This is a genomic window from Chryseobacterium sp. BLS98 (genome assembly GCF_001045445.1).
Lineage (GTDB): Bacteria > Bacteroidota > Bacteroidia > Flavobacteriales > Weeksellaceae > Chryseobacterium.
In genome coordinates this window covers 983,252-995,039 of sequence record NZ_LFNF01000003.1, presented here as the reverse complement: position 1 = coordinate 995,039, position 11,788 = coordinate 983,252, and the positions used below count along the sequence as shown (strand labels likewise).

Genomic DNA, 11,788 nt, shown 5'->3' with positions numbered 1-11,788 from the left:
CTACTTTTGTTTTAAAACTTTTAATAATAAAAAATCGTGAAATAACCACACAACTAATTCGTCTTCCTTTACTTCAGTATCTTCAGGAATACCAGTCAATTCCATAACTTGAGAAATATTAACCTGATTTCTTGACAGTTTACTTACAAAATTTAGCAAGTTTGGCAACTCTTCAATTAAATCGGTCTCAGGAATTACATGATTTAATTGATCTTCAGAATTTTTTATATTATCAAAAAAATCTTTTAGATTTAATTCTCCACTATTATTTTTCAATATATTCCTGTAAGTATGCTTTAGAAAATAGTCAACACTTTTAGGATAAATGGTAGGAATAATTTCGGCATAATCACAAGCTAAGACTAAACCCATAGTTCTCGAATTTATTTCATCATAGGCTTTATCTGTAGAATCTGAATAGCCAGCTTCTTTCCACCATAACAATTGAGATCTTAAAGCCAGAATCCTTTGCTTTTCATCATCAGACTCAGTTAATGAATTACTATTTATTGCTTTTTGAATTGTTGCATTATTTTCATTAACTGTATTTACTATTGCTTTTAATGAGGCATCAACATTAATTTTAATTCCTTTAGATGCTCTTGGAGCAAATTCTAAAGACCAATGTGTTTGTTGATTACTCCAATAAGGATTGGGGGTTGCAAAATTTGCTGCTCCTGATTTTCCCTGAGGTCCTGCTGCATCCTCTAAATATTTTGTTAGAGTTTCTTCGCTTAACGTATACCTTTCAACCGTTTTTAATTCTAACTGTTTGGCTGAGTTATTCATAGGTTCAATAGACCATGATTGAATACCTTTTTGATTAATAGACTTTCCAATATTAGTTAAAAATTCGAAAATGATTTCTTTTTCATTTCCAATTAATTTACGGTATTTTATGATATTCCTACTTGCAAACCAAATAGTTTCTGCAAATCCCTCTTTATCTAATAAACGACTCAAAGAATCAAATATCACTGCTCTGATAAACACTAGAGCTGTATCTTTCGCATTTGTAGAAAATGTTGTCCAATGCTTGATAATTAGAGCCTTTACTTCCAAAATGGACGGATTTTCAGGATCTATGTCAGGATCTATAGCGATTAAAGTAAAAAGTGCGACCTTTGCCTTACTTTTTAATAATTTTTTAGTTAGTTCTTCCGAGGATTTCAATAATTTTTTATGATCGTCATCATCTGTGACATTCAGAAGGTTTGCATTCAGGTACTTTTGCAGCATAAATATTCTAATTTTTTACAGCACACCTAACCAATTTTTTGAAGAAAGCTTTATTAGAATATTCAATAAAATTGATTCACCAGATGTGTAATTATATGACTAAATTGTTTTTTATCAGTTTACGATAAAAATAAGAAAAATATAGATATTATAATTATGGAAAACCGTAAAATCAGTGAGATTTTATCTCATGTGTTACAAATTAATAAAAGATTGTAACTTGTGATACTAACTACACCTATCGGTTTGGTTTCAGGGAACCTAATAGAACAAGCTATAAGTAACGAGGGGTAAATAAGGTTCTTAATCTCTATAACTCATAATAACTATTTCAAATATACAAAAACTGGAAAAACAAACCCAAATAAACCAATTAGGTATTGGATGGTATTTGTAAAAAAATAATTTCAAACATTTCTTCATATCCGTTTGAAAAACTAGTAAAAAATATCCAAACAATTAAGCATATAAACAAAGAAAATACCTTTAAATCTAGATGCAAGAAAAAAATATCAGGTTTTAACAAAAAATAATTTATCTTTTTTAATAATTGACTTTTTGGAATTGTTTTTTTGACTACAATTTATCATGATCAAACACCTATTTATCACCTTTTGTTCGTTGTGTAAAAAGAGATTTCTGACTTTCCTGATATAGCACATTGAAAACTGCTCCAATATCTGGCCGCCCCTATTGCCACTTACAATTCCCATGAAAAACACTGCGGTGGTAAAAAATTAGAAATACATTAATAATACCGTCATTCTTTTATTAATTATATATGGTTGTTATTTTAACGCAGATTTTAAAGATACCGATTATTTAAACCACCTCTAAAATTTCATTTCAATAAAGTAGCCCTCTTTAACCGTTAATATTTCAAAACCTATATTTATGAAATCAGCATATTTATATGTCAGAGTTAGTACTGACGAACAAATGAGAAAAGGCTACTCTCTTCCTGAGCAGGAAGAAAGATTGTTGAAATATTGTGAATTGAACCAAATTGTTGTCAAAGGAATCTTCAGAGAGGACTTTTCAGCAAAGGATTTTAATCGACCGGAATGGAAAAACCTTATTAAAATATTAAAAAGCAATAGAAAAAGGCCAGCAGAAAATATACTATTCATCAAATGGGATCGCTTTAGTCGAAATATTGAGTATGCTTATCAAATGCTTGGTATTCTAAGAGGATTGAACGCAAAACCATTTGCTATTGACCAACCAATCGATTTTGATGTCCCCGAAAGTATTGTGATGCTTGCTGTATATCTTTCGATACCCGAAGCCGAAAACAATAGAAGGGGACGTAACGCCTCAGATGGAATGCGTAGAGCTAGAAAAATGGGAAGATGGCCAGGAAGAGCTCCAATGGGATATATTAACCAGTCTACACAAGAAGGTAGAAAAATAATGAAACCTAAACAACCGGAGGCGGATTTAATTAAATGGGCTTTTGACCAGTTTGCAACAGGAACGTATTCGATCAATCAAGTTAGAATGATGACTGTTCAAAAAGGTCTTCAATGCAGTAAGAATAATTTTTGGAAGATATTGCATAATCCTATTTATTGTGGAATAATTACGGTTAAAGCAACCAAAGATGAGGATATTCAATATGTAAAAGGAATTCATAAACCTATCATATCGGAGAGCCTTTACCGTAAGGTTCAATTATTACTCAAAAGTAAACGTAAACAGAGAGAGTCAAAACTTCAAACGAAATATCTGTTCCCCCTTAGAGGATTCATAAATTGTCCTTTTTGTGGACGAACATTGACAGGCAGTACCTCTCAGGGTAAACATAAAAAATATAGCTATTATCATTGTAACACTTCTAAATGCAAAGGTAGATTTAGAACAGATTTTCTGGAAAAATCATACGAAAGTCTCTTAAAAAAAATAACCCTCCTTCCCAATGTATATGAACTTTTTGATCTCCTTCTCGAAGATGAAAATATATTCACAGCAAGAAGACAAGCATTAAATGAAAAAAAAAGCCTTTTTACAGAAATTTCTCAGAATAAGGAACTCCTAGCAAAAGCAAGAAGATACCTATTGGCTGGAAAAATAGATTTCGAAGATTTCAGAGAAATGAAAAAAGAACATAATGAAATTACTTATAATTTAAACGAGAGATTACAGCATCTTACACAGAAATTGAATATGGATTTTTATAAACATAAGGAAATATGGAAGAAAGATCACATTAACATTTTTAAAGTCTATAAACTTCAAGACTTTGTTGATAAAAGACATATTACAAGTATGTTTACACCTTCTCAAATAAATGTATCTACAAAGGAATTTGAAGCTATACAAATCAATTCAGTTCTAAAAAAGGTAACAATGTATGAGGGGATAATCAATACTAAGACTGAAAAAGTTTTAAAAATTATCGAGAAAAATATCAATCGAAGTACAAAATATTTTTCTGGGCGGATGGTTTCTACTAGTCAAGCGATAAAAATCCTGAGAAAAAATGGAATACATATCAATGAGGATGAAGCCATCATGATCTTAGATTTCCTATATATGTTAGCCACATCCTTTAAAAAGGATACTAATCTTGAATTGCGAGATTGATTGGTTAAAGGAATATTGAACACAAAATAATGGATAATACGAAAATTCTGAAGACAAATGTATTTTTGTTAAAAAACATTGGAAAAACTCGAACACTTTTCCATATTTAACTAAAACAATGTAACAAACTGAAAATCAATAAATATAGAACACAAAAAAAGGAGACGTTAAAAAATAAACGTCTCCCTAAGCGGAGAGTGAGGGATTCGAACCCCCGGACCTGTTACAGTCAACAGTTTTCAAGACTGCCGCAATCGACCACTCTGCCAACTCTCCTGAATAACGGTGGTACCGTCGTTTTCAGTGGTGCAAATATAAAATGATTTTATATTTCTGCAAAACTTTTATAGAATAAATTTTAACAAAACTTAATAATAGGCTTAAAATCAGGGGAATTATTTTTCCCGGACACTCCCGCCTATTCCCGGTCTACTATAGCAATAAAACTGTTTTTTAAAAGATCCGCCGGATATACGAACTGGTCTCCGTCTTCACCTTTAACCACAATGGCCCCTTGTTCGTCATTCAGGCATTTGTCCAGCTGGGTTTTCATTTCATTGAGCTTCCCTTCGGCAACTTCTATGGTGTAGGTTCCGGTGATGTGTGTGATTTTTATGACTTTTGTTTCCATATATTTTATTGTTCACAGGTTTTCTTCAAAGTTAATTCTTTTTCAAATCTCTGTTTATACAATTGTTTTTTAACGCAAAGTTTTATGATAGATGCTGTATAGTTTAAGGTGGCTAAGGGGCAATCAGCTTTGTTGATTGGATGAAGCAGAGATAAAAAGCTCGGGCTCAAACTTCGTTTGAGCCCGAGCTCCGTAACGAAAAAAGGCGTGCCCAACGGGCACGCCTTATATTAATAAACTGAATATTAATGTAATTCAGCAAGGTATTTCTCAGCATCCATAGCTGCCATACATCCACTTCCTGCTGCCGTAATGGCCTGTCTGTAGATATGATCCTGTACGTCTCCTGCAGCGAATACACCCGGAAGATTGGTTCTTGTAGATCCTTTCTCTGTAACAATATATCCGTTCTCGTCAAGATCGATTTGGCCTACAAAGATATCCGTATTCGGTTTGTGCCCGATAGCGATGAAGATCCCTTCAACGTCAACTGTAGATTTTTCCTGAGTCTGGTTGTTGATGATCAAAGCTCTTTCTACAAGGCTATTCTCTCCTTCAATACCGATCAGTTCATGGTTGAATTTCACTTCAATGTTCGGGGTATTTTCTACCCTGTGGATCATCGCTTTGGAAGCTCGGAATACATCTTTTCTTACCAACATGGTTACTTTTCTGGTCAGTTTGGCAAGATAAGTAGCTTCCTCGGCTGCCGTATCTCCTGCTCCTACTACCACAACGTCTTTTCCCCTGTAGAAGAACCCGTCGCACGTAGCACAAGCCGAAACACCGCCTCCTGCATATTTCTTCTCATCTTCAAGGCCAAGGTATTTTGCAGTAGCTCCTGTAGAGATAATTACCGTTTTTGCCAGGATCTCTTTGTTTCCTGCATATAGTTTGTGAACACCGCCGTTTTCTTTGGAGAACTCTGCTTTGGTGATCATTTCGTAATGAACTTTGGTGTCGAATCTTTCTGCCTGCTTCTGCAAGTCCATCATCATTTCAGGCCCTGTAATTCCTGCCGGATACCCTGGGAAGTTATCAACCTCCGTAGTGGTTGTCAATTGTCCGCCCGGTTCCAGACCTGTATACAATTCCGGTTTTAAATCTGCTCTTGCTGCATAAATTGCTGCTGTGAAGCCAGAAGGCCCGGATCCGACGATCACACAATCTAAAATATTTTGCTCCATAAATTTACTTGTTCAAAGAATTTTAATTCAGTCCGCTAATTTCGTAATTTTTACCGTTTTATTAAAGTATTTTTGATGATACTTGTCAATATCAAATATGTCAATTGTCAATTGTAGGTTCTGGATCCGTGATAGGTGTTTCGGGGTACGGGATACAGGGTATTTGGTACGGGCTAAATGGTGCGGGATGCGCGTCTGGTGTGGAAATGGGAACGGATTCATCTATATTTTCACTTTTTACTGTCCATTCTCAAACCCTCAAACTCTCCCACTCTCAAGCTTACTAAACTTTCATCTTAATCTTATCCACATTAATGATCTTGTAAACCAGTTCCTTGATCAGCTCAGCTTCTCCCATGTTGACAGCACCAAGCCCCTTCCCTTTCATATCAAATTCCCTTAAAATAGAGATAACCCTGGTGGCATGTTTTAAAGGATACAGCCTGGCACTTTCCGCATAATCTTTAATGAAATAAGGATTTACACCCATCTGTGATGCAATCACCTGTGGCGGCTGCCCTGCCATGGTTTGGTAGATAATCACATTTGAAAAATAGCTGTAAAGGTTGGCCAGCATCATCACAAAAGGATTGTTCTTTGGATTTTTACCCATAAAATGGGCTATCCTGAATGCAGCATCTGCATTTTTGGTTCCTAAAGCCTTCTGCAACTCAAAAACATTATATTCCTTACTGATGCCGATGTGATTTTCTACAATGGTTCCATCCAGCATTTCGCCTTCTTTGAGGATGATCTTGAGCTTATTCAGCTCGTTGGCGATTCTTGAAAGGTCGTTTCCAAGATATTCTGCAAGCAGATGGGAAATATTCGGAGCTGTTTTGATCTTCAGCTGTGCACATTCGTCTGCAATCCACTTGGGAAGGTTGCTGTCCCTTACAGATTCACTTAGGAAAAGAGCTTTTGCCTTGTCCAGTGCCTTGGTCGCTTTTTTACGGCTGTCCAGCTTCTTATGCTTGTGTGCAAAAACCAGTACCGTAGAAGGAACGGGATTGTCTACATAAGTTTCCAGAATACGGTTTTCCTCCTCATTAAATTTCAGATCCTGAGCTTCCTTTACAATAATCACCTGCTTGTCCCCCATCATAGGAAACTGTCTTGCCAGGGAAAGGATTTCCTGATAGGAAGTATCTTTTCCGTACACCACCGTCTGGTTGAAAGCTTTCTCATCTTCTTCCAGAAAATCGTGCTCAAGCGCTTTTACAGCAGCATCAATAAAGTAAGGTTCTTCTCCGTGGAAAAAATAAATAGGTAGTACTTCTTTATTTTTAATACTTTTGAGGATTAAATCTAATTCTTTCATCTTATAAATGGAACTTCCAAAACTGAATTTTCAGGAAACTTTTGATTTTAAATTCAAGAAAGACAAAGATAAGTTTTTTATTTATGACTTGGTCCGCAAAACTTACCTTCTCCTTACCCCCGAAGAATGGGTGAGGCAGCATTGGATACACTATTATCTTACTGTAAAAGCCTATTCCCCTTCTGCACTGATTACCGAAAAAAAGATTCTTCTGAACGGACTTACCAAAAGAATAGACCTGCTCGTGACTGAGAAGACAGAACCCATTATTCTGATAGAATGTAAAGCTCCACAAATCAAACTGACTGAAAAAACTTTTGAACAGACGGCAAGGTACAACTCCATCATCGGAGCCAAAGAAATTATCCTTACCAATGGATTGCAGCATATTAATGCCTATTACGAAAACGAGCAGTATCAGTTTTATAAACCTGATTGATTTTCACTACCCTAAATCATTATAAGATCTGCGTAATCTGAGAGATCTGTGAGTAAAAACAAAAAATCTCTCGCAAATCTCTCAGATTACGCAGTTTTTTTTGAATTGACAAATTTCTCTGTTATCTAGATTTAACAAATTGAAAACTTTTATGCCATTTTTGGGTCAGTAAGAAAGAAAACAATACATTTAAAAAAATTTAAAAATGCATATGGAAATCAAAAATATCATCTTCGATTTTGGCGGCGTATTAGTGGATTGGAATCCGAGATATTTTTTCAAAGATTATTTCAACGACGATGAAAAAATGGAATATTTTCTACAGCATATCGCCCAATCTGAATGGAATGAGGAACAGGACCGGGGAAGAAGCCTGGCAGAAGGCACCGAGTTCCAGGTCAATAAATTTCCGGAATGGGAAAAGGAGCTCAGAGCCTATTATGATAACTGGACAGTGATGCTGAAAAGCGATATTCCACAGAATGTAGACATTCTAAGACGTTTGGCAACTACCGATTATCATTTATTCGGACTTACCAACTGGTCTGAGGAAACTTTTCCGTATGCCCTGGAAAATTATGACTTCTTCCAGATTTTTGAAGGGAAAATTGTGGTTTCAGGAACAGAAAAGCTCATAAAGCCGGACCCAAAGATCTGGCACGTTTTGTTGGAAAGATACAACATTCAGGCAGCGGAATCGCTTTTTATTGATGATAACCCTAAAAATATTGAAATGGCCGAGTCTTTGGGCTTTAAAACCATCAAAATTGACCCTGATACAGATCTGGAACAGGAACTGGCAGGTATGGGAATTAAAGTCTGAACAATTTCTGACCGAAAGTACACTATTATCCTCAATACGAGTTATTTTCATTAATTTAGTTGGAAATTTATATTGATTATAGTTTGAAACCAGCTTAACAATCCACAAAAATTACAAAATATGATACGTACCCTTTTATTAGCGGCTTTCCTGATGAGCGCAGGAACTGTTTTCAGCCAGAAACTTAAGAGTGTTTCCTATCAGGATGGTTCACAGAAACTGAATGGCCTGGTCACTTCCAACGCAGGGAAAAAACTTCCGGGAGTTCTGATTCTTCCGGCATGGAAAGGGATCGATGATGAGGCCAAAACTGCCGCAGCCGAACTTGAAAAGCAAGGATATATCGCCTTTATTGCTGACATTTACGGTGAAGGAAATATTCCTACCGACAATGCTTCTGCAGGCAAAACAGCGGGATATTACAAACAGAATTATGATGCCTACCAGAAACGGATTTCCCTGGCTTTGGAACAGTTGAAGAAAAACGGAGCGATCTCTGATAAAATTGCCGTGATCGGATATTGTTTCGGGGGAACGGGTGCATTGGAATCTGCAAGAGGAAGTCTCCCTGTTGTAGGAGTGGTTTCCATTCACGGAAGTATCGGAAAGGACCAGACAAGAAAAAACGGACCTATTTCCACGAAAATATTGGTTGAAAATCCGGCAGATGACCAAGGCGTGACTCCGGAAGATTACAATAACCTCATCAAAGAAATGAACGAGGGCAATGCAGACTGGCAGATCATCACCTATGCCCATTCAAAGCATACTTTCACAGATCCGAAATCACCGGATTATAATGAAGTGATGGCCAAAAGAGCCTGGAATCATACACTGATGTTTCTGAAGGAGATCTTGAAATAATTTTTTAATGTAGCAATAACAGTTTAACAGTGTAACAATACTTTAACCAAAACCGGAATTGGTAAATTGTTGCACTGTTAAACTGTTATATTATTTAAGCTTCTTCCCTGTTGACCAAATCCATAGAAAATGCAGGAAGACAAATGGCAATGTACTCGCACGATTCCGAAAACGGATTGCTGTAACGTACCCTTGCTCCTTTTTCTATTAAAATGCTCTGTCCTTTTTCGAGGATAATAACTTCCCCGTCTATTTCAAACTGCTTTTTTCCCGAAATAATCAGGGTAAACTCATCGAAATCCGGGGTCTGATGCGGTTCGCTCCAATCCGGCGGTGCTACCATGTGGGCAATGGAAACATTTGAGTTTCCCGTAGAATTTCCCCAGTGCTCTTCTATAAGTTTCCCGTCTGTAGTAGGCACTGCAAACGGTGATTTCTGGATTTTATATTTCTTCATGACTGATCTTCCTTTTTGATTTCATAGACGAAATTGGTTCTTGAAGGTTCTGCATAATAAGCGACTTCTTCTTCCGCGATTTTCTTACCGCCGATTCTTTCCATGGCAATCTGAGAGCGGAGATTTTCTTTCCCGACATGAAAATGTACCTTATCTACAAACTGAAAGATATAATCAAGCATTATTTTTTTTATCTGGGGGTTAATTCCTTTTCCCCAGGATTTTGTTCCGTAGAAAGTATATCCTATGAAAATATGGTTGTCGTCCTCATCATAATTATAAAAACGGGTGCTTCCCAAAACATCACCGGATGATTTTTCAATAATTTTAAAGGCTCCTTCGCTTTCCATAGCACCCTTAAAAAAAGATTCAAAAACTTCTCTTTTATAACGGTCCGGATTCGGATGCTGTTCCCAAACTCTGGGATCGGATGCCACTTCATATAAAGACTCAAAATCCCCTTGCTGTAAGGGGATTAATTTATAGTCCTGATTTTCTAAAACAAGTTGTATAGAGAATGTTTTCATTTTTAATAATATGCTAATCAACTTTTACCTAAATTTAAGATAATTTTTGAATATTACAAAAGATTTCTTTAGTAAATCTCATAAAGAAAAACCGCTCTTGCAAGAGGATTATTGGGTTCATGTTCTGAGATAATCCAACCTTCGGAATCACTTTTAAACTCAGCCTGCTCCACTGAATCATAATAATTGGGATTTTTAAATGTCTTCTTTTTAGGAAAATTTTTACACTGTATCTGAAAATTGGTTGATATTACAGAAGATAAAAATACTCTTAACTCGACAGGAAATGTAGAAAATGGATTTTTCTGATCTGTATAGTCTTCATAAATAAATCTGGTTGGAGCATTAATTCCTGCACTAAAACCTTGCGCTTCACTGTAATATCCTATATTCTGTATAATTTCTGCAATATTTTCACCAGAGTAAGCAAATGCATATTGCCTGGAAAGAGCATTATAATTATTTGTTGTTATATCATACTCATCCTGATACTGACTATTTACCAGTCTGCTAATTTTACTATTCTCATAAAATATTCTAAGAACATCTATTCTTTCAACAGTTCCACCTGAATAAACACCTTTTATTTTTTTCAGGACATTATTATCATATTCAAAAAAGAATTCTACATTTGAATACACAGGAGTAAGGTAATTTGATGTTATAATTTTTGTGATCTTATTTCCCGAATAAAAAATTTCACCTTTTCCAGCCCATGCTCCAAAATCGTAATTGGTAACTTTTCCATTTGCAATTGTAAAACTTTGATTTTGAGCAATTGGAGTAGTTAGAGCAGGATCCGGGCCATAAAATTTTAATATTCTGTTGGATACAGTATTTTGTGTTGCTGTAACATCATCTTCATTTCCACCTGTACAGGAGATTAATAAAACAAAGAATAATAAGTAAAACAATTTTTGAAAAGTCATAATTTCATCATAAATAGTAGGCATCAAAATTATTTAAAATAACATTTTAAAATTTCTTCAAATTATATAAAAATTTTATCTTAACTAAAAAATATCATTTACTTTTTTTCATAAATATTACAAAAAAAATCCTCTTACTTGAAGAGGATTTATCAATAGAACAATATTGTTTAGCTTTTTGTTTTTGCAGCGTCAGCTTCTATTTTCTTAATTTCTTTCAGTTTATCTGAAATTTTGATGACAGCATCCGGCTTGGCAGGTTTCAAAGCAACTTCTGCCTGAGCCATATCCCATTTGATAACCAGATTTCCTGAGTTTTCATCAGTTGGGTTGAGCGTAATTTCAAACCACTCCTGTTTGTCGGCCAACTTGTTTACCGGTACGGTTACGTCTACTACATCCTGTTTCGGATCATAGGTATAAGCCCCCCACTGCTGAAAATCTTTATTTAATATTACCTTCCATTCTTTTTCTGTAGGAACGATGAAAAGTCCATATGTTCCTGCCTGAACAACTTTTCCTCCGAAATTAACGGATTGTCCGAATGTGATTTTGGTTGATGAATTGGCTCCCGCTCTCCAAACCTGTCCATAAGGAACCAGTTCTCCGAAGATTTTACGCCCTTTTACTCCTGGTCTTCCGTAATCTATTGTAATTTTAGACATGGAAAACTGCTGTTCTACTTTCTGACGCGGACTTACTGCCGGTACCGAGTAATCCTGGGCAAAACTTAAAGCCGAAGCTGATATGCAAAGTGCAAATAGTAACTTTTTCACGTGTAAATT

General features: G+C 35.6%; 12 protein-coding genes and 1 tRNA gene. 4 read left to right on the top strand and 9 right to left on the bottom strand.

What is annotated here, in order from left to right:
• A complete protein-coding gene (locus ACM40_RS15670) occupies positions 1–1,239 on the bottom strand; it encodes a GTPase-associated system all-helical protein GASH (protein ID WP_048503672.1) in 1,239 nt (412 codons plus the stop codon).
• Between the two features lie 894 nt (positions 1,240–2,133).
• Between ACM40_RS15670 and ACM40_RS15660 the strand changes: the two genes are divergently transcribed.
• Positions 2,134–3,825: a recombinase family protein gene (locus ACM40_RS15660; protein WP_083996877.1), complete on the top strand. Its 1,692-nt coding sequence runs from the start codon at positions 2,134–2,136 to the stop codon at positions 3,823–3,825.
• 191 nt (positions 3,826–4,016) lie between these two features.
• Here ACM40_RS15660 and ACM40_RS15655 read toward each other — a convergent pair.
• The 4 genes from ACM40_RS15655 to holA form a co-directional block, all read right to left on the bottom strand.
• Positions 4,017–4,101, bottom strand: a tRNA-Ser gene (locus tag ACM40_RS15655).
• Positions 4,102–4,243: 142 nt separating this feature from the next.
• On the bottom strand, positions 4,244–4,456 hold the full coding sequence (locus tag ACM40_RS15650; protein WP_048503670.1) for a hypothetical protein: 213 nt from the start codon (positions 4,454–4,456) through the stop codon (positions 4,244–4,246).
• 245 nt (positions 4,457–4,701) lie between these two features.
• On the bottom strand, positions 4,702–5,643 hold the full coding sequence (gene trxB, locus ACM40_RS15645) for a thioredoxin-disulfide reductase (RefSeq protein WP_048503669.1): 942 nt from the start codon (positions 5,641–5,643) through the stop codon (positions 4,702–4,704).
• Between the two features lie 283 nt (positions 5,644–5,926).
• Positions 5,927–6,964: a DNA polymerase III subunit delta gene (holA, locus tag ACM40_RS15640; protein WP_048503668.1), complete on the bottom strand. Its 1,038-nt coding sequence runs from the start codon at positions 6,962–6,964 to the stop codon at positions 5,927–5,929.
• 7 nt (positions 6,965–6,971) lie between these two features.
• Between holA and ACM40_RS15635 the strand changes: the two genes are divergently transcribed.
• The 3 genes from ACM40_RS15635 to ACM40_RS15625 all read left to right on the top strand — a co-directional run bounded on the left by ACM40_RS15635 (position 6,972) and on the right by ACM40_RS15625 (position 9,090).
• Entirely contained in the window at positions 6,972–7,403 is a 432-nt protein-coding gene (locus tag ACM40_RS15635; protein WP_048503667.1) for a type I restriction enzyme HsdR N-terminal domain-containing protein, read from the top strand.
• 211 nt (positions 7,404–7,614) lie between these two features.
• The gene (locus tag ACM40_RS15630) at positions 7,615–8,226 is read left to right on the top strand and encodes an HAD family hydrolase (protein ID WP_048503666.1); all 612 of its coding nucleotides are present in this window, start codon (positions 7,615–7,617) and stop codon (positions 8,224–8,226) included.
• A 120-nt stretch (positions 8,227–8,346) separates the two neighbouring features.
• Complete coding sequence (locus tag ACM40_RS15625; protein ID WP_048503665.1) at positions 8,347–9,090, top strand: dienelactone hydrolase family protein; 744 nt, start codon at positions 8,347–8,349, stop codon at positions 9,088–9,090.
• 94 nt (positions 9,091–9,184) lie between these two features.
• On the opposite strand, the gene ACM40_RS15620 is transcribed toward ACM40_RS15625, so the two are convergent.
• From ACM40_RS15620 to ACM40_RS15605, 4 genes are all read right to left on the bottom strand, one after another.
• The gene (locus tag ACM40_RS15620; protein WP_048503664.1) at positions 9,185–9,547 is read right to left on the bottom strand and encodes a cupin domain-containing protein; all 363 of its coding nucleotides are present in this window, start codon (positions 9,545–9,547) and stop codon (positions 9,185–9,187) included.
• Positions 9,544–10,074, bottom strand: coding sequence for a GNAT family N-acetyltransferase (locus tag ACM40_RS15615; RefSeq protein WP_048503663.1), 531 nt, complete (start codon positions 10,072–10,074; stop codon positions 9,544–9,546). Before ACM40_RS15615 ends, ACM40_RS15620 begins: the two co-directional genes overlap by 4 nt.
• 68 nt (positions 10,075–10,142) lie before the next feature.
• Positions 10,143–11,003, bottom strand: a complete 861-nt coding sequence (locus ACM40_RS15610; protein ID WP_228376188.1) for a hypothetical protein — start codon at positions 11,001–11,003, stop codon at positions 10,143–10,145.
• 170 nt (positions 11,004–11,173) lie between these two features.
• A complete protein-coding gene (locus tag ACM40_RS15605) occupies positions 11,174–11,779 on the bottom strand; it encodes a DUF2911 domain-containing protein (protein ID WP_048503796.1) in 606 nt (201 codons plus the stop codon).
• Positions 11,780–11,788 lie beyond the last annotated feature (9 nt).